Annotated in this window: 21 protein-coding genes and 1 riboswitch; of the genes, 20 read left to right on the plus strand and 1 reads right to left on the minus strand. The window is 37.4% G+C overall.

From position 1 onward, the window contains the following. Positions 1 to 28 precede the first annotated feature (28 nt). The 17 genes from NE558_RS02420 to lpdA all read left to right on the plus strand — a co-directional run bounded on the left by NE558_RS02420 (position 29) and on the right by lpdA (position 18,971). The gene (locus NE558_RS02420) at positions 29 to 646 is read left to right on the plus strand and encodes a cyclic nucleotide-binding domain-containing protein (RefSeq protein WP_256148317.1); all 618 of its coding nucleotides are present in this window, start codon (positions 29 to 31) and stop codon (positions 644 to 646) included. Positions 647 to 1,153: 507 nt separating this feature from the next. Continuing rightward, positions 1,154 to 1,708, plus strand: a complete 555-nt coding sequence (locus NE558_RS02425; protein WP_256148318.1) for a LemA family protein — start codon at positions 1,154 to 1,156, stop codon at positions 1,706 to 1,708. A gap of 8 nt (positions 1,709 to 1,716) precedes the next feature. After that, on the plus strand, positions 1,717 to 3,411 hold the full coding sequence (locus NE558_RS02430) for a DUF2207 family protein (protein WP_256148319.1): 1,695 nt from the start codon (positions 1,717 to 1,719) through the stop codon (positions 3,409 to 3,411). 393 nt (positions 3,412 to 3,804) lie between these two features. Further along, the gene (locus tag NE558_RS02435; protein WP_330643372.1) at positions 3,805 to 4,482 is read left to right on the plus strand and encodes a response regulator transcription factor; all 678 of its coding nucleotides are present in this window, start codon (positions 3,805 to 3,807) and stop codon (positions 4,480 to 4,482) included. A 5-nt stretch (positions 4,483 to 4,487) separates the two neighbouring features. Beyond that, positions 4,488 to 5,573, plus strand: a complete 1,086-nt coding sequence (locus NE558_RS02440; RefSeq protein ID WP_256148321.1) for a sensor histidine kinase — start codon at positions 4,488 to 4,490, stop codon at positions 5,571 to 5,573. Between the two features lie 137 nt (positions 5,574 to 5,710). After that, entirely contained in the window at positions 5,711 to 6,481 is a 771-nt protein-coding gene (locus NE558_RS02445; RefSeq protein WP_256148322.1) for an ABC transporter ATP-binding protein, read from the plus strand. Continuing rightward, positions 6,474 to 8,450 carry an ABC transporter permease gene (locus NE558_RS02450; RefSeq protein ID WP_256148323.1) on the plus strand — a complete coding sequence of 659 codons (1,977 nt, stop codon included), beginning with the start codon at positions 6,474 to 6,476 and terminating at the stop codon, positions 8,448 to 8,450. Before NE558_RS02445 ends, NE558_RS02450 begins: the two co-directional genes overlap by 8 nt. A gap of 186 nt (positions 8,451 to 8,636) precedes the next feature. Next, positions 8,637 to 9,338 (plus strand): VanR-ABDEGLN family response regulator transcription factor, encoded by a 702-nt coding sequence (gene vanR / locus NE558_RS02455; RefSeq protein WP_256148324.1) that lies wholly within the window; start codon positions 8,637 to 8,639, stop codon positions 9,336 to 9,338. After that, positions 9,319 to 10,434 (plus strand): sensor histidine kinase, encoded by a 1,116-nt coding sequence (locus NE558_RS14720; RefSeq protein ID WP_420314580.1) that lies wholly within the window; start codon positions 9,319 to 9,321, stop codon positions 10,432 to 10,434. The genes vanR and NE558_RS14720 overlap by 20 nt, the downstream gene beginning before the upstream one ends. 136 nt (positions 10,435 to 10,570) lie before the next feature. Continuing rightward, on the plus strand, positions 10,571 to 11,302 hold the full coding sequence (locus NE558_RS02465; protein WP_334303596.1) for a M15 family metallopeptidase: 732 nt from the start codon (positions 10,571 to 10,573) through the stop codon (positions 11,300 to 11,302). A 353-nt stretch (positions 11,303 to 11,655) separates the two neighbouring features. After that, entirely contained in the window at positions 11,656 to 11,931 is a 276-nt protein-coding gene (locus tag NE558_RS02470; protein ID WP_256148325.1) for a CD3324 family protein, read from the plus strand. 138 nt (positions 11,932 to 12,069) lie between these two features. Then, positions 12,070 to 12,789, plus strand: coding sequence for an SAM-dependent methyltransferase (locus NE558_RS02475; protein WP_256148326.1), 720 nt, complete (start codon positions 12,070 to 12,072; stop codon positions 12,787 to 12,789). 140 nt (positions 12,790 to 12,929) lie between these two features. Further along, positions 12,930 to 13,004, plus strand: a riboswitch (glycine riboswitch). 208 nt (positions 13,005 to 13,212) lie between these two features. Beyond that, positions 13,213 to 14,301 carry a glycine cleavage system aminomethyltransferase GcvT gene (gcvT, locus tag NE558_RS02480; RefSeq protein WP_256148327.1) on the plus strand — a complete coding sequence of 363 codons (1,089 nt, stop codon included), beginning with the start codon at positions 13,213 to 13,215 and terminating at the stop codon, positions 14,299 to 14,301. Positions 14,302 to 14,316: 15 nt separating this feature from the next. Continuing rightward, positions 14,317 to 14,703 carry a glycine cleavage system protein GcvH gene (gcvH, locus tag NE558_RS02485; protein WP_256148328.1) on the plus strand — a complete coding sequence of 129 codons (387 nt, stop codon included), beginning with the start codon at positions 14,317 to 14,319 and terminating at the stop codon, positions 14,701 to 14,703. A 15-nt stretch (positions 14,704 to 14,718) separates the two neighbouring features. Next, positions 14,719 to 16,038, plus strand: coding sequence for an aminomethyl-transferring glycine dehydrogenase subunit GcvPA (gene gcvPA / locus NE558_RS02490; RefSeq protein ID WP_256148329.1), 1,320 nt, complete (start codon positions 14,719 to 14,721; stop codon positions 16,036 to 16,038). 3 nt (positions 16,039 to 16,041) lie between these two features. Next, on the plus strand, positions 16,042 to 17,490 hold the full coding sequence (gcvPB, locus tag NE558_RS02495; RefSeq protein WP_256148330.1) for an aminomethyl-transferring glycine dehydrogenase subunit GcvPB: 1,449 nt from the start codon (positions 16,042 to 16,044) through the stop codon (positions 17,488 to 17,490). Between the two features lie 71 nt (positions 17,491 to 17,561). Continuing rightward, entirely contained in the window at positions 17,562 to 18,971 is a 1,410-nt protein-coding gene (lpdA, locus tag NE558_RS02500; protein WP_256148331.1) for a dihydrolipoyl dehydrogenase, read from the plus strand. A gap of 107 nt (positions 18,972 to 19,078) precedes the next feature. On the opposite strand, the gene NE558_RS02505 is transcribed toward lpdA, so the two are convergent. Continuing rightward, positions 19,079 to 19,966 carry a LysR family transcriptional regulator gene (locus tag NE558_RS02505; protein ID WP_256148332.1) on the minus strand — a complete coding sequence of 296 codons (888 nt, stop codon included), beginning with the start codon at positions 19,964 to 19,966 and terminating at the stop codon, positions 19,079 to 19,081. 836 nt (positions 19,967 to 20,802) lie between these two features. On the opposite strand from NE558_RS02505, the gene prdC reads away from it, so the two are divergent. From prdC to NE558_RS02520, 3 genes are all read left to right on the plus strand, one after another. Continuing rightward, positions 20,803 to 22,098: a proline reductase-associated electron transfer protein PrdC gene (prdC, locus tag NE558_RS02510; RefSeq protein ID WP_256148333.1), complete on the plus strand. Its 1,296-nt coding sequence runs from the start codon at positions 20,803 to 20,805 to the stop codon at positions 22,096 to 22,098. 103 nt (positions 22,099 to 22,201) lie between these two features. Continuing rightward, a complete protein-coding gene (gene prdA / locus NE558_RS02515) occupies positions 22,202 to 23,977 on the plus strand; it encodes a D-proline reductase (dithiol) proprotein PrdA (protein WP_256148334.1) in 1,776 nt (591 codons plus the stop codon). Further along, on the plus strand, positions 23,977 to 24,426 hold the full coding sequence (locus NE558_RS02520) for a CBO2463/CBO2479 domain-containing protein (protein ID WP_256148335.1): 450 nt from the start codon (positions 23,977 to 23,979) through the stop codon (positions 24,424 to 24,426). The genes prdA and NE558_RS02520 overlap by 1 nt, the downstream gene beginning before the upstream one ends. Positions 24,427 to 24,433 lie beyond the last annotated feature (7 nt).

Below are 24,433 nucleotides of genomic sequence, written 5' to 3' on the forward strand. Positions count from 1 at the left end.
GAGTAAGATAATTTTAAGGAGAAACCGAATGGTTCTAAAAAATGAAATACCTTCGATGATATTTGAAAATGGAGTAGAAAAGTGTTTTTCAAAAGAGGAAAACATTTATAAAATGAATAGTCGAGTAACATACTGCTATTTTATTTTATCAGGGGTTGCTAAAATTTATATTGATCATAGCAATGGGAGGCGTTCTATTCTGGATTTTGCTGGGCAAAATGATTGGCTAGGGGAGCTCTCCTTGTTTTCTGATGAGGCGAATATAAAAGAAAATAAAGTCCTTCAAGAAATCAAATGTCTGGAATTTGACTTGAATGTATTGCAGAAATTATGCAAAGAAGATGCCAGTGTTTCATTTTATTTTGCTTCGTATATTTCTAATAAACTTTTATCAAGGAGTTATCGAATGAGTGAAAGCTTAAACTATTCTTTGAATAAGAGGCTTGCGACGTTTATCCTTCAATATCAACACAATGGCAGATATGAGATTCCGCATACTGATGTTTCTGAGTATCTAAATGTTAGTTATCGTCATGTGTTATATGTTATGAAGCAATTTCGAGAGTGGGGAATCATAGAAAAAGATAGAGGAAAAGGCTATGTCACTGTGAATATTGAAAAGTTGAAGGAATTACAGGATAAGTGAAAGAACGAAAAGGAAGGGGACTTGGTATAGATTAAAAAATATCTCCTTGTTGATTAGAGGCTTTGTTCCGCTAATTAACTGTTATAGCGCAAGTTTACGGTTATTTACAATATTTGAAGTATATGCGTTTTTTTTGCCAAGGTGGAAAATTTTCGCAAAACCGTTTGAAAAAGCAGTGTTATGCTTTGCATAGATTCATAAGTAAAATAAATGACTAATAAATATTAGTTGGAATCCTTAAAACAATTTGTAAAGCTGAAAAAGTTAAATTTTGAATTAGAGTATTCTTTTGTTTTCATGGGATACTAAAGATGATAAAATAGAAAAAGAAATTGCAGATGCTCTGTTGTCTTTGTCTTTACTTTTAATCAGGGCGAAATCCCTCTTAAATTAATTTTAAAGACAATCTCTTAACATCTGATTGGCGTAAAAGCAAATAAGCAAAGAATGAGCTGGCAGAGAAAAATAAGTCTGTCTGTTCATTCATAAACAAGGAGGAATCATTTTATGTTACCAACTCTCATTACAATAATCGTAATTATCGGGGTACTTATTTTATGGATTATCTCAGCCCAGCGCAAACTGGTAATACTTGATGAGAATATCAACAATGCTATGAGTCAGATTGGAGTTCAGCTTTCAAGCCGCTTTGATGCGCTGACGGCTCTTTTGGATTTGACAAAGGGCTATGCCAAGCACGAAAGTGAAACAATTATTGAAACCATTCAATTAAGAAGAAGTGTGATTACAGCAAAATCCACACCCGATGATGTGCAACAACAAGAAGGTATTATTTCTGAAGCATTAGGTAGGATTAATATGGTAGCAGAGCGTTATCCAGAATTAAAAGCAAATGAAACTTATATCAAAACTATGGATGCCGTGCAAACCTTTGAAAATATGGTTCGTACCAGCCGATTGATATATAACGATAGTGTGACAAAGTTAAATCGTCAAATCCGAATGTTCCCGGCTTCTCTCATTGCCTCAATGCTGGGCTTTCGCCAGAGAGAATACCTTGTGGAGCAAGCAGATAAGGCGAATATGCCAAGCATGAAATGAGGTGCACTATGGGAAAAAAACTCAGCAGTATAATTTTATGTGTGGCTCTGTTATTTGTACCTCAGTTTCTCGTTTTCGGTGCAAATCAAGTCAATACCATAGATATTCAAGCTGTCATTCAAGAAGATGGTTCTATGAATATTACACAGAATTGGGAAGGGCGCTTTGATGAGGGAACGGAAATTTATATTCCCATGAAAGCCCCTGATTATCTGACCATTCATAATCTTGTAGTTTCAGATGAAAACGGCAGCTATGAGACTGTGGATGATTGGAACATCAATTGGAGCTTTGAAGAAAAAGCTAGAAAGTGCGGCATCCATCCTACCGATAGTGGTTATGAAATCTGCTTTGGCATCAGTGAATATGGACAAAACAGCTATGCCATTGAATATACACTGGACAATGTTGTGGGTGGATATTCCGATAAGGACGGCGTAAATTTCCGCTTCGTAAACGATGAAATGAATACTACACCTACAGATGTGAAGGTTGAGATACGCCTTGCAGACGGTACCCCTATATCCGATGAAAATGCCGATGTGTGGGGATTTGGATTCTCAGGACAGGTGGGTTTCGAGAATGGAAGTATCCTTGCCTATACAAACAACCCTATCTCTAAAGAAAACCATGTGACAGTCCTGTTTGCTTTAGATAAAGGTATTCTGACACCCTCTCGACAAGAAGATGGTACCTTTGAAGAGGTAAAGAAAACTGCATTTGAAGGCAGTGATTATGATAATATTGGCTCAGAAGGCAATGATGTATCAATTATTACGGCAATGGTAACAATGCTACTCTCTTTAGTTGTCCCTCTAGGGGTGATTTTCTGGATTCTCAGGATAAAAAAGAAAAGAGCGGAGCAAAGACTGAAAAAATTTTCAGAAGAGTTTGGTTATTTTAGAGATATTCCCAATGATGGCAATCTAAATGCCACTTATACCTTGGGAAAAATGTTTAACATGTGTGAGGATGGGGCAATTTTAGCGTCAGGCATGCTTCGATTGATTCAGTTGGGGTGCCTATCTCCGGAGGAAACACAGGAAGTCGGCTTTATGGGCAAAACAAAAGAGATGGTTAACTTACGGCTTATGGGAAAGCAACCAGATAAGATGAACGAGTATGATGAGTATCTGTATACGATACTAGAAGGTGCAGCAGGCTCCGATGGTGTCTTACAAGAAAGAGAGCTGGAGCGCTACGCAAGGCAGAATGACAAGTTCCTACGTAGCTTTTTAAAAAAATGCGATAATGCAGGTACAACATATTTGAGCGAAAAGCACTGCTTGAAACGATGGCATATACCTGCAAAGCTCACCGACTTAACGCCGTCAGGTGAACAAGAATTGGGTGAAATGATGGGACTTAAACGGTATCTGCAAGACTTTTCATTGATTGCAGAACGTGGAGTTAAGGAAATACCCATTTGGCGAGAGCTTCTCACCTATGCTATGTTGTTTGGTATTGCTGATCAGGTAGCAGAGCAAATGAGAGAGTTGTATCCTGAGCTTTCTCCTCAGCTGAATGATTACACCCAGAGCATGTCTACGGCATATGCCTATCACTATTTGCTTTATCGGAATATGATACATGCCGAACAACAGCGGGAACAAGAGAAACGTAGTGGAGGCGGAGGTGGATTTGCTTCTTTAGGTGGAGGCGGAGGCTTCATTGGCGGAGGATCTGGAGGCGGAACAAGATAATAGAATTCAGATAATGTATGGATTCAATTTCAAAATATTATTAGTGAAACTGGCTATTCTGCATTAAAATGTTTTATTTTCACCGTAAGGATGGCGGTTTAAGCTTAAACCATAAGGAATGGATTATTGCGCTTTATTTTATAATCTTCTTGCTGCAAACAACTGCAAAGAGCCTGCTCTCCAATTTTGAGGGCGGGTTCTTTCTGGCTATAACTGAAATGAACAGTATTTTTGTCGTAAGCTGTCAGGTATTTCTTTCAACTTTCTTAGAATCATAACCCAAATATAGTTTTCGTGTTGAAATAAATTTTTATATGATATAAAATCGTTTATGAAGAATATGTAAAAAATAGTTTTAGTATGCAAAGTGCTAAAGGACAGGTTGGTATTAAAATGAAATATAAAATATTAGTCGTTGAAGACGATTCCATCATTTCTGCAGAAATACAAAAGCATTTCATTGCATGGGGGTTTGAAGTTCAAACTGTCTGTAATTTTGAAGCTGTATTTTCACAATTTGCTATGTTTGAACCGCATTTGGTGATATTAGATATTTCATTGCCGTTTTATAATGGATATTATTGGTGCACTGAAATCCGAAAGGTTTCTAAAATTCCAATTATCTTTTTATCCTCCACCAGCGATAACATGAATATTATTATGGCGATGAATATGGGTGGCGACGATTTTGTTGCAAAACCATTTGATTTAGCTGTTTTATCAGCCAAGGTTCAGGCAATGATTCGCCGAGCATATTCTTTTCAAGGAAATTCCCATATTCTTGAGTATAAAGGGGTTATACTAAACTTATCAAATGCATCACTGGAGGTAAGCGGAAAGAAAGTAGAACTCACAAAGAATGAACTTAGAATACTACAAATATTATTTGAACATAAGGGAGAGACGGTAACCAGAGAAGCAATTATGAAACACCTATGGGATGGAGATTGCTTTATTGACGATAATACTCTGGCAGTTAATCTTACAAGACTTAGAAAGAAGCTCGAAGGCATTTCGCTCAATGATTTCATTACTACAAAAAAGGGTATGGGGTATTTGTTGGAGGATTAACTTTCATGGAACATTTATCAACTGGAAAACTGTTTGGAAAGTGGTTTATGGACCGTCTAATTTTTATGGGCCTTTTTCTTGTTTTTGCAGCTGTTTTTATCATTGTAGCATTGGAATATAAAATTGACTTAGAACCCATTTTGTATAGTCTGTTAATCTGCACATTTTTAGGTAGTTGCTTTTTGATTCAGAATTTTATTCAATATAAAAAAAAGTATCATGGGTTATATGAAGCTCATTTAAATATGGAAACAACAATAAGTACTATTCCGAAACCAAGCAATTATATAGAAGGACTATATGGAGCATTATTGGCAGATTTATTTGAAAGCCGGAGTGACTTATACTCAAAAATGAAGAAGCAGGAAGTGGAAAGCAAAGATTATTATACTATTTGGATTCATCAAATAAAAACACCCATTGCTGCTTTATATCTTTTGCTACAGGCAGAAGATATTCAGAAAAATAGTATGCTGATGAAACAAGAATTGTTTAAGGTTGAGCAATATGCGGAGATGGCGCTTTACTATCTTCGATTACAGCATATGTCCTATGACATTTTGCTAAAAGAATGCAATCTATATGAAATTGTAAAACAGTCAGTAAAAAAATACTCCATCAGTTTTATCGAAAAAAAGATCTCTTTGCACTTGGAAGCCTTTGATGGCGTTGTCGTTAGTGATGAAAAATGGTTGGGGTTTGTAATTGAGCAAATTCTATCTAACTGTATCAAATATACTGCAAAAGGCAGCATTTCCATTGAATATATGGATTCAACCCATACTACTCAGTTCAATGATAAGTTGAAACATGCATATGAAGTTACCTCAGCAGATTCGGTATTATGTATCTCAGATACCGGAATTGGTATAAAAGAAGAGGATTTACCCCGTATTTTTGAAAAAGGGTTTACAGGATACAATGGAAGAATGGACAAAAAATCAACGGGAATTGGTTTGTATTTATGCAAGCAAGTTTTAAATAAATTAGGTTTTGACATTAGTGTATCCTCAGAGGTTGGAAAGGGCACTATGTTTCAAATTTATTTTGGTAAGCAAAAAGGCAAAGGAAAGTGGCAAGAGTTTGATTAAGGCAATCAACCTTACAATATTGAAAGATACGAATAAGAAATGTAAGCCAGAATAAAGGCAGATCATTTCTTTTTTTGTTAAAATGTATATGTAAAGATAAGTTATAAAAATTTAAAAGAGAAGAGATGATTTATTTCATGGCATTTTTAGAAGTTAAAAATCTTAAAAAAGTATATACCACAAGATTTGGTGGAAATCAAGTGAAAGCATTAGAGAACGTTAGTTTTTCCGTGGAAAAAGGAGAATACGTTGCAATCATGGGGGAATCTGGATCCGGTAAGACAACTTTGCTTAATTTATTGGCATCTCTGGATAAGCCTACAGAGGGTGAGATATTACTGGATAAGAAATCTTTCTCCAAAATTAAAAACAAAGAGCTATGTGCATTTCGAAGAGATAACCTTGGTTTTGTATTTCAAGATTTTAACCTATTAGATACTTTTTCTTTGCAGGATAATATATTTTTACCTTTGGTACTACAAGGAAAATCATTTGGTGAAATGGAGGAACGTCTAAGTCCCTTGGCAAAGCAATTGGAAATTACTGCATTATTACAAAAATATCCTTATGAAGTTTCAGGGGGGCAGAAGCAAAGAGCAGCAGTTGCCAGAGCATTAATCACACAGCCGAAGCTTATACTTGCTGATGAGCCCACGGGGGCCTTGGATTCCAAATCAGCAACCAGCCTTTTAAATATGTTTTCAGATATTAATAAGCTTGGGCAGACAATTGTAATGGTTACCCATAGCATGCAAGCGGCCAAATGCGCTGGAAGAGTGATTTTTATAAAAGACGGAAATTTGTTTCATCAAGTCTATCGAGGGAATTCCTCGGATGATGAAATGTATCATAAGATTTCTGACACTTTAACAGTACTTCAGACTGAAGGAGTTGAAGAGCATGAATAAAGGGATTATCTTGCCGAAGATGGCATTTACAGGAATAAGAAAAAATGGTATTGTCTACTTTCCTTATATATTAACATCAGCTTTTTCCGTTTGTATTTTCTTTATCTTTAACTGCATAATTAATAATGAGTTTCTTAAAAATGTACCCCACGCAGAATATGTTTGGCTGCTTTTACAAATAGGCAATGTGTTATTGGGTTTCATTTTAATTCCATTTTTATTCTATACAAACAGTTTTTTAATTAAGAGACGTAAAAAGGAAATTGGGCTTTATAGCATTTTAGGGTTGGAAAAAAAGCATATTGCCATTATGATGTTTTTAGAAACTTTTTTTATCTATATGATTTCTATGATAATTGGGTTAATAACGGCAGTGGTGTTCGCAAAGCTATCGTTTTTAATATTGCTTAATGCCAGTGGGCTGCCCATAGATATTACATTTACTATGCCAGTTGAAAGTTTTCTATTAACCTTTGCTTTTTTTGGAGTGGTGTCATTTCTTAATTTGGGAACGAATTTATTTCAAGTGACACGGGCGAATCCTAGTGATTTGCTTAGGGATCCCCAAAAAGGTGAGAAAGAACCCAAGCATATCTGGATTCTTGCTTTACTTGGAATAGTATTCTTAGGCAGCGGATATTATATTGCGGTTGTTTCTGAGATCAACAGCATGATTTTTGTTAACTTTTTCTTAGCAGTTTTGTTGGTTGTCATTGGCACCTATTTTTTGTTTACATCAGGAAGTATTGTGCTGTTAAGAACCCTTAGAAAGAATAAAAAATTCTACTATAAAAAAAGTAATTATATTACGGTTTCGGGCATGATTTATCGAATGAAAAAAAGTGCCGCAAGTCTAGTAAATATTTGTATTTTCAGTACCATGGTGATTATTACTTTGCTGTGTACAGTTTCATTGACCCTAGGTGAAAAATCTGCTATTCGATTTAATTACCCTCTTGATGCCAATTATATTTTTGAATATGATAAAATGGCTGATGAAAACCATTTTAATTCAGAATTATCAAGGCTTGCAGAGGAGAATCAGGTTAAAATAGCAGATAAAATTGAGTTTCCCTATTTTGTTGTTACACTAGATGAAAGAGAAAATATATTTTCGATTTTAAGAGAAGACACAGGAGATAATGAAAGCTCCATTAGATTATTGTCGCTATCAGATTTTAATAGTATTGAATCTCAAAATATGACATTAGAGGATAATGAAATACTAGTCTATTCAAATACAGATGATTTTAAATATGATTCAGCCATTGTGAATGGTAAGGAATATCGTGTGAAAAAAGAATTGAATTCCCTCCGCTTTGATACAAAAGAGAGAAACAATTATTCTTCTGGTAAAGTGTATTTTGTATTAAAGGATTATAAGAGCATGGAGGAAATGGCAAAAACCTTTCATGGAGATACCGCAAATCCATATTATTCTGTATGGTTTAACATGGATGGGGAAATAAGTAACAAAGAAGCACTTTTGGATGATTTAGATAAAGCTTGTGCGCAGATGCCAGGATTTTATACCAGTAAGAATATCATTGATTGGGGCTATGATGTAAAGTCTATGGATGGAGGCTTATTATTTATTGGTGTGTTTTTTGGGCTGATTTTTACCATTTGTTTATTATTGATTATGTATTATAAACAAATTTCAGAAGGAATAGAAGATAAGCAGAATTTTATCATTATGCAGCAAGTAGGTTTGAGTGATGATGATGTAAAGTCTACAATTCACAGACAGATTATGCTGGTTTTTGGCTTACCTTTGGTTGTTGCAATACTTCATACGATGATGGGGTTGAAAATCACCATTCGGTTGCTTTATGCATTAAACCTTTATAATACGAATTTGATTTTGTTATGTGCCCTTGGTATCATTGCTGTTTTTACAGTGTTTTATATCCTAAGTTACTTTGTAACAGCAAGTACGTATTATAAAATTGTGAAAGGGAAAAGTTGATTTTCTCGAAAAAGATTTCAGCAGAATAAGCAGTCCGCACCTTTATTTCTTGGAACAAGTGATTATAGGTTCGGACTGCATTCATCTACCGGCTGAAAAGTAACTACATAAATTGACGAAACATAACTATGGTTTTAAAATATGATGCAGGCAGCGTCTAGTTATGAAGGGGGTATAAAAACTTATATGAAAGAAACAATTTTAATTGTAGATGATGAAAAGGAAATAGCTGACTTGCTTGAGGTTTATCTTAAAAATGATGGTTATACCGTATATAAATATTATAATGGGCTAGAAGCTCTGAAGTGTATTGAGGCTACAAAACTTGACTTAGCTGTTTTGGATGTTATGCTTCCTGATATAGATGGATTTCGTATATGCCAGAAAATAAGACAAAAATATTTTTATCCAATTATTATGCTGACAGCAAAGGTTGAAGATACTGATAAAATTATGGGGCTTACCATAGGGGCGGATGATTATATCACAAAGCCATTTAATCCGTTGGAGGTTGTAGCAAGGGTAAAAACACAGTTACGCCGTTACGTCAAATATAATGGTAACACCAAAGGGAATTCGGATATAGTAAATGATGAGTTTGATTTTAACGGATTGATGATTAATAAAAGTACCCATAGGTGTAGGTTGTTTAATAAAGAAGTTTCTTTAACTCCAATTGAGTTTTCTATTCTTTGGTATCTATGTGAAAATCGAGGCAAGGTGATCTCTTCTGAGGAACTTTTTGAAGCAGTCTGGGGAGAAAAATATCTGGATAATAACAATACGGTCATGGCGCATATTGGAAGACTAAGAGAAAAATTAAAAGAACCTGCTAAAAATCCAAAATTCATTAAAACTGTATGGGGGGTTGGCTACACCATTGAATAATACGCCAAGTTCACAATCAAATTATAAAAGCCAACTTAGTAGAAAAATTGCATTCCAATGTTTTGTATCATTTGCCGCAATTGTGATCGGTTTTCTTTTTGTTGCATTTATCGCTTATGATCTGCTTAAAGGCTTTCTATGGGTTCAAGATGACCCTCTTTATATTTTTTTAAAATTCATAGAAAGCTACCGCTATATTTTTTTGGGAATACCCATTATTGCAAGCTGGGTTTTTATCACCTATCACTTTGTGAAAAAACCACTTTACTATCTGGATCATATGATTGCAGCATCCGAAAAACTAGCTTCACCCACCGACCAGCAAATAATTCTACCCAATGACTTAAAAAGTGTTCAAGATGAGCTGAATCAGGTGAGAGAAATGGCACTGCGTAATGCACAGCTTGCAAAAGAAGCAGAGCAAAGAAAAAATGACTTGATTGTTTATTTAGCCCATGATTTGAAAACACCCCTTACCTCAGTCATTGGTTACCTTACACTGCTTCTTGATGAAAATCAAATTTCTGATAAGCTTAGAGAAAAATATCTGTCAATTTCTTTGAATAAAGCAGAGCGCTTGGAGGAATTAATCAATGAATTTTTTGAAATCACAAGATTTAACCTTTCCAATATTGAACTACAATATAGCAATGTGAATTTGACTCGATTGCTAGAGCAACTTGTATTTGAATTTAAGCCAATGCTTTCGGATAAGAATTTGGAATGCAAATTAAACGTCTCTACAACTGTTCATACAAAATGTGATGCAAACAAACTACAACGAGTATTTGATAATTTGCTTAGAAATGCTGTGTTTTATAGTTTTGCCAATACTACAATTGAAATTACTGTAACTCAGAACAGCACCGAAACAATGATTGCGTTTTTGAATCATGGAAATACCATTGAAAAAGAAAAGCTTGATAGGGTTTTTGAACAGTTTTATCGGCTTGATACAGCCAGAGGCACCAATAATGGAGGTGCAGGTTTGGGACTGGCTATTGCAAAAGAAATTATTTCCCTACATCGAGGATCAATTACTGCATATAGTAAAGATGAATTAGTGGAATTTGTAGTTACACTGCCTCTTTCGTAGGTAATTTGTAAGGATTTACGTATATAAAAATCAGAAATTCTTTTGATAGAACAAAAAATCAGCACCCTTGTTTAAGATACAATTTTTGTGTTAAACAGGAGTGCTTTATTTTGTAATAAATCAAGGAGGGATTTCTGTGAAAAGAAAATCAAGACGAAATCAAAAGAGAAAGAATAGGCTAAGGCTCATTTTTATGCTCTTATTTTTTATTTATATTGGCCTAATCGGCCACACGGAATTCAACAGACGAAATGTAGTAAATACCTACCATAGGCTATTTCAAGTTGAAGCGGTAAACAGAACTGAGGAAGCTTGGAGCTTGGTTTTGGTTAACAAATGGAATCCTATTCTCAAGCAACCGAAGATGGAACTTACTGAAGTTGGAAAGGGACAGTTTGTAGATGAACGCATATATCCATATTTGCAAGCAATGTTTGATGATGCAAGAAAAAAAGGAATATATCCCATTGTTGCATCGGGATATCGAACCCAAGAGGCGCAACAAAGTATCTATAATGAAAAAATTTCAGTCTTTAAGGCACAGGGGCTATCCTCCAAAGAAGCCAAAAAAGAAGCAGAGCTTTGGGTGGCCATACCCGGTACCAGTGAGCATGAATTGGGAATTGCAGTGGATATTAATGCAGATGGTATTTATTCAAAGGGCAGTGATGTTTATGATTGGCTTGCCAAGAATGCCCATCGTTACGGATTTATTCAGCGTTATCCTGCAAAGAAAACTGATATAACAGGAGTATCCCAAGAACCATGGCACTATCGCTATGTGGGTGAAAAGGTGGCAACTGAAATATATAATCAAAACATCTGTCTTGAAGAATACATTAGTTATATGAATAAAGATAATGGTTAAATAACAAAAATTAATTATGAATAGAAAAAAGACGATGCCTTTATTTAAAGATTCTCATTACTATTTTTGGGGAAATATTTTGAGAATTCCGGGGATTGCAACTAGAAGGGAAACATTCCAATTCAGTCTGCATAAATTGTCAATAATGGCAGAGATATAAGATGCCGCTGTCTTGACAGGAAATAGGGCAATTGATATACTTATATTAGATAATAACAATAGATATTATGAAAGGGGCATTGTCTTATCAGAGGAGCATTGGAGTCGGCATTGTGCGTAGCGAGGGCTGTCGCATAATTCAAATATGGATAGTCCTTGCCAAATCCTATGAAACGATTTAGGAGGGTGCATAAATGGGCTATAAAAATGCAAGTTGCGTATTACCGGAAAATTTAATTGCGGCAATTCAGCAACATATAGATGGTGAATACCTTTATATTCCAAGGAAAGACGAGAATAAAAAGGCGTGGGGAGAGCTAAAACATAGCAAACAACAATATATTCAGCGAAACGCTGATATTTTTAAAGAATATAAATGTGGCATGACGGTTAAAACGATAGCCAATAAATATTTTTTATCCCCAAAAACCGTCTATAAAATATTGTCTATTATGAAAAATAATATTTAGTTTGCAAAAGTGACATGGTATAAATGGACCATGTCGCTTTTTTATTTCTGAACTGTTTTGTAGGGAGCTTTTATAAAAATAGGGATATATAATGAAAGTATATTATATTATAAGAAATGTAGAGAAGGAGAGATAACGATGGGATATCCAAAGAGCCAAAATTATAACACCCCACAATTACTGGCTAAAATCATGGGACCTAACCCATTTAAGCTCCAAGAAGAAATGCTGGAAGACCATAAAATTCCTGCTGGCAGTGTAGTTTGTGACTTGGGCAGCGGGCAAGGACTTACAAGCGTTATGTTAGCAAAGGATTATGGGTTCAAGGTTTACGCTGCTGATTTGTGGAGTGAACCTCATGAAAACTGTAAATTTTTTTATGAAATGGGGGTAACCCCTGAACAAATCACCCCTGTTAAGGCTGATGCAACTGCCTTGCCTTTTGAGAAGGAATTTTTCGATGCAGTGGTAAGTACAGATTCCTACAATTTCTGGGGGCGTGACCAGGAATATTTAGATGCAAAGCTGCTACCATTTGTTAAAAGCGGTGGTTATCTTTACGTATGTGTTCCCGGCATGAAAAAGGATTGTCATGATAATCTACCAAAGGAATTGCTCCTTTCATGGACACCGGAGCAGCTTGCGTACCTGCACGATATTACTTATTGGAGGGAAATATTGAGCCATAGTCAGGATGCAGATGTTGTTTCAATTTATGAAATGAAGGGTGATAACGATGAGCTTTGGGGAGATTGGCTGAATCAAGAAAATGCGATTGCAGTGAATGACCGTAAGACGATGGAAGCTGGCGGTGGTAAATATCTGAATTTTATTGCTTTTGTGTTGCAGAAAAAATGATGTAATTGCTACTTTTTCATTTAAAGTTCAGGTAATTCAAATAATTTAAATGTATTAATAAAAAGTCATATACTTTTTAGAAAAAGTATTGCATTATATTGAAATAAATGGTATTATATAGAAAATTTAATAAAAAATGGATGATGAATTCAAGAGAGACTGTTATGCAGCACCGAAGGGGAAAAACTCTCAGGTAAAAGGATTGAATTTTGACGATACTCTGGAGAACAACAATTGAGTTGTACCGAAGAAGTAATTACCGAAGATTGTGAAAGCGTTTTCGGTACTAATCTTTCAGGTTAAAAAGGACAGAGACTAATGTAAGTATTCAAAAGGAATATTTGCAATAGTCTCTTTTTTTTTTACAAAAAGAAAAAAAGAAAAATGTAGAAGTAAAAAATAATTTGTAAAGGAGAATCGCAAATGGGAAAAAAAACACCTCTATATCATGCACATATGAATGCAAAGGGCAAAATGGTTGATTTTGCGAACTTTACCCTACCTGTTCAGTATTGCGGTGTCATTGCGGAACACATGGCAGTTCGTACAAAGGCGGGTCTTTTCGATGTCTCCCACATGGGAGAAATACTGTGTACTGGCAAGGATGCCCTTGCCAATCTTCAGTATATGCTTACAAATGATTTTTCTAATATGACTGATGGTCAGGCAAGATACAGCCCAATGTGCAACGAAAACGGCGGGACGGTGGATGATTTAATCGTCTATAAGAGAGGCGAAAACGATTATTTTATCGTGGTGAATGCCGCAAATAAGGATAAGGATTATGAATGGATGCTTGCACATCAATTTGGAGATGTTGCTTTTACTGACATTTCGGATAAAGTGGCGCAGATCGCTCTTCAAGGCCCCAAATCTATTGATATTTTAAGGAGGGTGGCAGACAGCAAAAGTATTCCTGAGAAATATTATACTGCTGTGTTTGATGGAAATATCTCTGGTATTAATTGTGTTATTTCAAGAACAGGATATACAGGGGAAGATGGTGTAGAAGTTTATCTTGATGGGGATGATGCAGAAAAACTGTGGAATTTGTTATTGGAAACGGGAAAGGAGGATGGGTTGATTCCTTGTGGACTGGGTGCGAGAGATACACTGCGTCTTGAGGCTGCAATGCCACTGTATGGGCATGAACTGAACAGCGAAACTTCGCCATTAGAATGTGGTCTCCGTTTTGCCGTTAAGATGGCGAAAGAGGACTTTATCGGAAAAACTGCTATGCTACATAATGAAGAAAACAGTAGGGTTCGGGTAGGTCTTAAGGCTATTAGCAGAGGTATTATTCGTGAAAATGCTTCTGTTTATTTGGATGATACGGAGATTGGGCAGACAACATCAGGAACTCATTTTCCTTTTTTGGGTTATTCCGGTGCTATAGCACTATTGAATCAAAAGTGCGCCATTGGAACGGTTGTGGAGGTCATGACAAGAAATGGAAAAATAAAAGCGGAGGTTGTTGCCCTGCCATTTTATAAGCGAACCACTGAAGCATAATAAGGAGGAGAGAGAATGAAAATATTAAACGATTTATTTTATTCAAAATTTCATGAATGGATTAAATTTGATGGGGAAAGTGCGGTAGTGGGGCTAACAGACTACGCCCAGTCAGCGTTAGGGGATATTGTTTTTGTCAATCTGCCCGAGATTGGTGATGAGGTGGGGGTTGACGGCTCTTTCGCAGATGTAGAATCTGTCAAGGCAGTCTCCGACATTTATACCCCTGTGGGTGGCAGGGTAAGTGCAATCAATGAAGAACTTTTAGATGCACCGGAGAAAATAAACCAAGATGCTTATGATGCGTGGTTGGTAAAATTTGACAAAATTACGGAAAAAGGTGAGCTTTTGAGTGCCGAAGAATATAAGGCATTTGTGGAAAGCATTCAAGAAGAAGCGTAGAATGGAGGTGCAACAATGGGAAGCTATGTTCCTTCAACAGATTTGGAAAGGCGAGAAATGCTGTCGACGTTTGGCTTGCATTCTGTAAAAGAGCTTTTTGAAGATATACCCCAGCAGGTAAGGCTGAAAGAGGAACTTTGTTTACCCAAGGGTATGTCGGAACTGGAAGTACGCAGAAACATGATGGGCCTTGCAAATAAAAATAAAGTTTTTACCTCTATTTTCAGAGGGGCAGGGTCATATAGACATTTTATTCCTGCAATTGTAAAAAGCGTTATTTCTAAAGAGAGCCTTTTAACGGCATATACCCCCTATCAGCCTGAGCTCAGCCAGGGAATTTTGCAGTCCATCTTTGAATATCAAACAATGATTTGCGATTTGACGGGGATGGATGCTTCCAATGCATCGGTGTATGATGGAGCTACAGCGGCCGCCGAGAGCATCATGATGTGCCAGGAAAGAAAACGGTCAAAGGTCTTTATTTCAAAAACCGTAAATCCATTTGTATTGGAAACCGTTCATACCTATTGCTACGGTAAAAAAATAGAGCTAATCATTGTTCCTGAAAAAAATGGCGTGACAGATATATCATTTATAGAAAAGAAAATTGACTCATCTACCGCATGTGTGTATATTCAACAGCCCAATTTTTATGGAAGCTTTGAAGATGGAGAAAAAATAGGTGAACTGGCTCATAATGCGGGAGCAAAATACATAATGGGTGTAAATCCCATTTCCCTTGGAATTGCAAAAACACCCAGAGAATACGGCGCAGATATTGCTGTAGGAGAAGGTCAGCCTTTGGGGATACCCCTGAGCTTCGGAGGCCCATATCTCGGGTTTATGGCAACAGTGGATTCTATGAAGAGAAAGCTTCCCGGTAGGATTGTTGGGCAGACAAAAGATTCTAATGGAAAAATAGGATATGTGCTCACATTGCAGGCAAGGGAACAGCACATCAGAAGGGAAAAGTCATCCAGCAATATTTGTTCTAATGAGGCATTATGTGCTCTTGCTGCTGGAGCATATCTTTCTGCCATGGGCAAGAAAGGCCTTCGAGAGGTGGCAGTTCAGAGTATGTCAAAGGCGGATTATCTGGCAGAAAGACTCAGTGAATTAGGATATAAATTAGTCAATAAAGAGGAGTTTTTCAATGAGTTTGTGACGGAATCCCCAAAACCTGTCAGTGAGGTAATGCTGCTTCTGGAATCCAAAGGAATATTAGGAGGATATCCATTGAGGGGAGAAAATGAAGGAAACATTCTATGGTGCTGTACGGAAATGAACAGCAAAAAAGATATTGACGAATTAATTGCTATATTGCAGGAGGTGTGAGAGATGTTGGTTTTTGAAAAAAGCAGAGAAGGACGAGGAACAAGTTTTTTGCCTATATGCGACGTGCCTGAAGTATTACCCTCACCACAATTTCAAAGAAAACTTCCGCTGCAGCTACCTGAAATAGCAGAGACTGATTTAAATAGGCATTATAGTGAGCTTGGGGAGAAAGCATATGGCGTAAATCATGGAGCTTATCCATTGGGCTCGTGTACCATGAAGTATAACCCCAAAATAAATGAGGAAATGGCAGGTCTCAGTGGATTTAGTGAAATTCATCCGTTACAGACAGAAGAAACGGTGCAGGGCTGTCTCGAAGTGATGAATTTGCTGGAGAAATATCTCTGCGAAATAACCGGGATGACTCACTTTACCATGCAGCCTGGGGCCGGTGCCCATGGAGAGCTAACGGGACTTTTGATGATGAAGGCGTATCACCAAAAACATGGGGATACAAAAAGAACCAAGATTATTGTTCCCGATTCTGCCCATGGAACAAATCCGGCAAGTGCAACAATGGCAGGCTTTGAGACGATAACCGTTCCATCCAATAAAGACGGCGGTGTTGATGTCGAGAAACTGAAAGAGGCAGTGGGAAGCGATACTGCAGGGCTTATGCTGACAAATCCCAATACATTGGGCTTGTTCGATAAGAATATCTTAGAGATAACTGAAATCATACATAATTGCGGAGGAATCAATTATTATGATGGTGCAAACCTAAATGCAATTATGGGAATTGCAAGACCCGGTGATATGGGGTTTGATGTAATTCATGTAAATTTACATAAGACTTTTTCCACTCCCCATGGTGGCGGTGGTCCGGGAAGTGGCCCCGTTGGCTGCAAAAAATTTCTTTCGGAATTTTTGCCATCAGTGCGCAGCGAAGAAAAGGACGGAAGATTCCGCTTGGTAAAAGCAGCAAGCTCCATCGGAGAAATGAAAAGCTTTTATGGAAATTTTTTGATAGTGGTGAGAGCCCTTACTTATCTTATGACCATGGGAAAAGAAGGTGTTTTGCAAGCCAGTGAAAATGCAGTGCTAAATGCCAATTATATGCTTCAAAAGCTCAAGGATTTGTACACACCTGCCTACAATAAAACCTGTATGCATGAATTTGTTTTAAGCTTAGAAAAGCTAAAAAAAGAAACAGGCGTGTCTGCGTTGGATATTGCAAAGGGGATGATTGACAAAGGGATTCATCCGCCCACTATGTATTTCCCTCTTATTGTTCATGAAGCCTTGATGTTTGAACCCACGGAAACGGAATCAAAGGAAACTATGGATGATATGATTGAAATTCTGAGGGATTTATACGAGGAAGCCCATACAACTCCAGAACAATTTCATTCCGCACCGATTTCAACTCCTGTTGCAAGGCTGAATGAGGTTGAAGCGGCGAGAAATCCAATTCTTAAGTATGATTGGCCTAATGAGAAAGGCGATATTTAATCCTGTAATTGATTGATAATAATAAGCTGATATCCTTTTGATGAATGCTAAAAATAAGGTGGTGAATGCATATGGAAAAAACATTTGATTTAATTGTAATTGGTGCGGGCCCCGGCGGTTATGTTGCTGCAATCCAAGGGGCAAAGCTTGGTCTTCGTACCGCCATAGTTGAATGTAAGGAGGTGGGTGGAACCTGTTTAAACCGAGGCTGTATTCCTACAAAGGCGATGCTTCATGGGGCTAATCTATACAAAGAAATCAAAGAGGCAGAAAGATTTGGAATTTTTGCTGAGAATGTATCTTTTGATTATTCCAAAATCATGGAATACAAAGAGGAGACTTGTTTCAAACTTCGGGAAGGAATTACAAGTCTTTTGAAAGCTAACGGTGTGACGATGATAACGGGGAAAGCTACGCTTGAAAAAGATAAAGCTGTCACCGTTACTCAAGATGATATGGTTGAAACATATCAAGCCAAAAGCATCATATTAGCCACTGGGGCTGTTCCATCTAAAATTCCAGTAAAAGGAAGTCAAATTGACGGACTATTAAACAGCGAGGATTTGTTTCTTCTTACGGATGTTCCCCAAAGCCTTGTCATTGTGGGCGGTGGTGTCATTGGTGTGGAGATGGCTAAGGTATTTAGTTCTTTTCATACAAAGATAACTTTGATTGAAGCGGCACCAAGACTGATTTCCAAATTTGATAAGGAAATAGCTCAGAGTTTAAAAATGACACTGAAAAAGCAGGGTGTTGAAGTTTTTACATCCTCTCTTTTACAAAGTATTGAAAAAGAGAAAGAGGGGTTAAAATGCTTTTTTGAGGAAAATGGTGAAAATAAGGAAGTTTCAGCTCAGTATGTACTTTTTGCCGTGGGACGTGAACCAAATACCCGTGGTTTATTTGGTGAGGGTGTTTCGATTGAAATGGCAGGAAAAAAGATTGCTGTTGATGATGGTTTTGAAACAAGCATAAAAGGTGTATATGCAATTGGAGATTTATCTAGTGATATACAACTGGCACACAATGCAATTGCCCAGGGCGTTCGGATTGCCAATAGGCTGGGTGGTGGCAATTCAACGGAAGATTTAAGTGTTATTCCCAGTTGTATTTATACAAACCCTGAAATAGCCTCAGTAGGAATTACGGAGGAGGAGGCAAAGAATGGGGAAATCCCGGTAAAAGTGGGCAAATTTATTATGAGCGGAAATGGCAAAACCCTTATTTCTAAAGATGAGAGAGGCTTTATAAAAGTCATCAGCCATGGAGAAAGTGGTGTCATTTTGGGTGCACAGCTTATGTGTGCAAGAGCAACGGATATGGTGGGGGAGTTTACAATAGCGATTACCAATAAGCTAACAGTGAATGATATGCTTAAGACAGTGAGACCCCATCCAACATATAATGAGGCCATAACGGAAGCATTGGAGGAGGTAGAGGGTCAAGGAATTCATGTATTGCCAAAAAGAAAACGATTATAACGAAACAAAAAGAATCATAAAAAGAGTGACAAGAATTTAGCTTCACAAATTTTCTTGCCACTCTTTTTTATTATGTAGAATAGGTACGGGAATCATCTAATCTAGCATTACTGAAAGGATATATTTTTATTAAAATAATGCATTACAAAATCAATAAATTTCCTTGTAGCTGGAGAAGCATCCTTATACGATTTAATTCCAATTCCTAGAATTCTTTGATAGGAAGGATATAAGGGAAGTATTTGTAGATGCTCTTTTCTTTGTTCCACAATTAGGCGTGGTAGGATGCTCAAACCTAAATGATGTTCAACCATAGACATAATGGTAAAGTCTTCTCTGGAGGAGCAAAGGATGCATGGGGATACGTTTTGTTCCACCAATAGTTTTTGTATGTTTTGCTCAATACTTGGGTCAAACAAAATAAACGGTTTTCCATTGAAGTTGTCTATAGGGTAAGACTCAAGATTTTTGTCTAAGGGATAATCTTTTGGAAAAATCGCTACATAATCATCTTTTTGAATTGGTATAAAATCAATAGTATGGCTTGGTGAATAATTATAAAAAGAGAAATCTACATCTCGGTTCGTCACCCAAGAGTACAGCTCTTCGATACCCCCTTCTTTTATGAGAATTTGTATTTGTGGGTGTTCATTATGGTAAGCCTCTAATATTTTAGGCAACCAGTGGATGGCAATGCTTGAAAAGGTTCCAATGTTTATGGTACCGAATTCTATTCCTTTAATATCATTTATTATTTGCTCTAGCTGTGCATGGGTGGCTAGCAGTTCTCTGACCTTAGGAATCAGCTCATGTCCAACTGCTGTCAAATGAACACCGTATCTATCTCTTGTAAACAGCTTTAATCCCAATTCTTCTTCTAATCTTTTCATGGTATGGCTTACACTAGACTGTGTATATTTTGTTAAATTAGCAGCGTAAGAAATATTTTCGTGCTCGGCTACGATATTGAATAATTTATAAGTATTGAGATCCATGAATACACACCTTTCTAAAAGAGGTTGGCCTAATCAGATAAAATCATAACACTAGGATATAAATTTAGAATGAGGCTTTGCATAATTGAATCTATTAAACCAACGCAAAGATTTCCCCCAGCTGGTTCGAAACATGAGCAAAGGAATCGGCAATATCATATGGACATTTATATGACTCATGTTTTGTATAAATTTTGTAGCGTACCAGAATTCCCGTTATCTTGTGTCTCCAAGAAGGGAGGAATCTTGATTATTACCAATGTAATATTTCAATTTCATAGTCAGGGTACTGCATTTTTTGATTTCATTATTCAGAAAATGCGGTACCCTTTTTAAGTTATTTACATTTCTTTTTTTGAGGATTTAGAGATGAAAGAATATAGACTTTAAATCTAAGAATTTACAGATAAGTCCTTTTCAGTGTTTCACTTTGCTTTGATTTTAAAGAGTTTGAGAGTTGTTTTAAAATCATGGTATTTTCTTTTCCTGAATTGTCAGTGGTATTTTATCCTAGGTGTTATACATCGTGTATGTTTTTTTATCCATTCCTCTTCCGGATAGAGGCGGAGAACTTTTTCTTTTCGTTAGGCGCTTAGGGATCGTCCCTTTATAAGTAGGAATATCCGTAATCGCTAGTTATATTTTACCAAAAAGTAGTGGGATGTTTCAATCCGGTCAAGTATGAAAGTTTGTACTAACTGAATGAAAGAACAATCGTTATACAAAAATTTATTTTATAAATATACTCTAAATATACGTGAATAGCTTTTCAGACGCAAAGGGAAAAGCATATCATATTTCGACTTAAAAATGCAAAAAGCGGGGGAGCGATGAGGATGGAAGGGGTATACACATATCCACTGAAACAACATATTGGTGGTCCTTCAAAACCGATTGTACAAAAGGGAGACAAAGTTTTGCGGGGGCAGCTGATTGCAGAGGCAGCAGAAAACCAACTTGGGGCAAATGTTTTTACCAGTGTGTCAGGAGTAGTGAGAGAAGTTACTGAACAGCTTATCTGTATTATAGCCGATGAAACACAATCGAAGGAGTATGTAAAGCTTACGTCAAAAGCTCCTTTGGATTTGATTCGGGAATCAGGTTTGGTGGGACTTGGTGGAGCAGGATTTCCTACATATGCAAAGCTTCAAAAACCATTTGACAATGGCGGAACGATTATTGTAAATGCGGCTGAGTGTGAGCCGATTTTGGACCATAACATGCGTCGCATCGCAACAGAAGCAGATAACTTAATTAAAGGGCTCAAAATTGTAATGGAAATAGTTAATGCAAACAAAGGAATCATCGCAATAAAAGACATTCACACAGAAGAAATTGAGGATTTAAAGATGTCAATCAACGAATCAAATATTGCTGTTGCAACCCTTCCCAATATGTATCCCATGGGGGAAGAAAGAGCAATCGTGAGGGAGGTACTAGGAATACTTTTGGAGGTAGATCAGCTTCCTATGGCAGGGAAAGCAATTGTTATAAATGCGGAAACAGTATTGCGTATTCGAGAGGCAGTAGAGGATAAGAAACCACTGATAGACAAAGACATGACCGTTGGGGGGAAGTTGAAGGGAGCACTAACCCAGGTCATGCTGGATATACCCCTTGGTATGTCCGTAGGAGATGTATTCAAAAAAGCTGGTGGAATTGGTTTGGAATACGGAGAAATTATCATGGGCGGCCCATTTACAGGAAAGAGAGTAAACCTCACAGACCCCATAATCAAAACCACAGGTGGTTTGATTGCAACAGAGGAATTTTGGAAGGGGCCTGAGAAAATAGGACTCTTGGTTTGTGCATGCGGCGGGAATAAAGAACGGTTAGAAGAAATTGCAGCAAGCATGGGTTCAAAGGTTGTAGGTGTTGCGTATTGCAAACAAGCAATAGAAATCAAAAACGGGACAAGAAAGTGCGAAAATCCCGGAAAATGTCCAGGTCAGGTTGAAAAAGTATTGAAATTAAAAAAAGATGGAGCGCAAGCTTTGCTGATTAGTAATTGTACAGATTGTTCTAATACGGTTATGTCCTGTGCACCACAGTTAAAACTACCCGTTTATCATTGTACCGATGGTGCCTTGCGGGCGGTGAACATGAAGTTGGTTCGAAAAATAAAAGTATAAGCTGTAATTGGTAGGCGTTTGATTGGAAGTATAAAGGACGATACTTTACAACTCTATGAATGAGTTGAGAGGATAAAAAAATAAAAAAGGGGTGTGATAACAAATGTCAATTACTCAGGAAACATTAAAACATCATTTAAAAGATCCGGCAATCTTTTGTTGTCGTAGGGAGAAGGGAACGGTTATCGGAGCGGCGGATTTGGAGGATCCGGGACTATTCGAGGATATGATTGATGCAGGGTTGCTCACGTTAAGTGAAAATGCACTTACCATTGAGCAGGTTTTAGGAAGCACATTATTAACAGATGTAGAGGCGCTGACACCCATCACCAAGGTTGTGTTGGATAAGGTAAATCAGGTTGAAACAGTGCCTGTGCCTACAGCAACAGTGAAAGAGGAAAAGGAACGGACAATGACTTCAAGTACATATGTAGGAGGAACGGATATGATTCATGTAAGTATTGATAAGTTAGAAGGTTTGTCTCTGGATATTCCTGTGGGTGTAGCACTTGCAGGTGGGGTGCAGGTACCGCCAACTGTGGCAGTTCAAGAGAACAAGGGCGAAAAGCATGTAATCAGAAAACTTATTAAAAAGCATATTAAAATTGTTGATGCAGAAATAGGGAATACAACATCGATAAAAGATGGGAAGATCACAATTGACGAAAATATCGTGAAAAAAGCAGCAGAAGAAGATCCATTATGCGTCAGCCTGAAATTGGATGTAATTAGACCAGAGGAACGTCACATTTATACAGAAACAATTATGGATGTGTGCCCTATTGCAACAAAGATTGAGGGAGAGCTGGGGGAAGGCATTACAAAAGTGGCAGATGGCGTGGTATTTATGCTTACAGGGGTTGATGAGGATGGCGTTCAAGTGCATGAATTCGGCTCTTCTGAAGGATTTCTTGATGAGAAGATGTACTTTGGACATCCGGGTTGTGCGGATGAGAATGATATTATCATTCGTTGTCATGCAGTAATCAAGAGACTTTCAGGTATGACCAGACCGGGTCCGTTTGCCGCTCATAAATGCCAGGATTATATCATTCAGGCCATTCGAGATGAATTAAAGAAATATGATGGTGAGGTTTTAAGAGAAGAAGTTTGCGAAGATGTAAGAAGAAAAGGGAATCCTCGTGTGGTACTTGTGAAAGAAATTATGGGTCAAGGGGCTATGCATGATAACGTACTGTGCCCTATGGAACCATGTGGTGTTCAAGGCGGGCAGAAAAATGTTGACTGTGGGAATGTTCCTATCATCTTAACACCAAACCAAGTAAGAGATGGATCTATTCATGCACTTACTTGCATCGGGCCTGCAACAAAAGAAATGACACGTCATTACATCCGTGAACCTTTGGTAGAAGGCTTGGCAATGGATGAAGAATTAGATTTGATTGGTGTTGTTTGCATTGGTTCCCCTCAGGTTAATGATGAAAAGTTATGGGTATCTGAGAGGCTCGGCTCTTTATTGGAAGGCCTAGATATTGATGGATGCATTATCACCACTGAAGGCTTCGGCAATAACCATATTGACTTTATTCAGCATATTGGTCAGGCGGGTAAGCGTGGAATTCCAGTGGTAGGCGTATCCTTCTGTGCGTATCAAGGGCAGTTAGTGGTTGGTAATGAGTATGCAACAGCTATGGTTGAAGAAAATATGGACATGGGCGGATTTGAGAACAACGTTGCTGGTTGCTCTTGTGTAACAAAAGAGGTGGCAGTACGGGCGATTCAGATGCTCAAAAATAAAATGGCAGGGGTCGAGGTTCTTCCTGCTCCAAAGAAATGGAGCAACGATGTCATTAACAGTAATAACAAGTTAATGGGGCTTCCTGAAACAGAATTACTCGATAATGGGACTTTACACTAATGGGCAGCGCTACATATCAAATCAATCCTGTATTAATGGGTGGATTGGTAAAAGAGGTAACTAATAATTTGGTCAAAATTCATTTGCACGGACGGCTTGGTGTATTGGAAGTCCCCCAAAGCATGATTGTAGGAGAAACAGAAATAGAGGCTGGTCTTGAACTACAATTCTATTTTAGCTATATCAAAGTCGTTGAGGATGTATTTGAGTATGACCATTCTGATTTAAATACAAATCACTGTATTAGACCATGTTTTATAAATGGAAAACTGATCGAAGTAAATGACACCGCAGGAAAAGTTGAGATGACAAATGGATTTGGCACAGTAGCCGTTCCACGTCGTTGGTTTTTTACACCCCTTTTTCTGCAAGTGGGGCAGGATGTTGAGTTTTATCTCAGCTGTATGGACGTAATTGGGAAAAGAGAACTTCCTGTATCGTTTATATAGCAAAGTG

It is taken from the genome of Anaerotignum propionicum, from assembly GCF_024461735.1.
Lineage (GTDB): Bacteria > Bacillota > Clostridia > Lachnospirales > Anaerotignaceae > Chakrabartyella.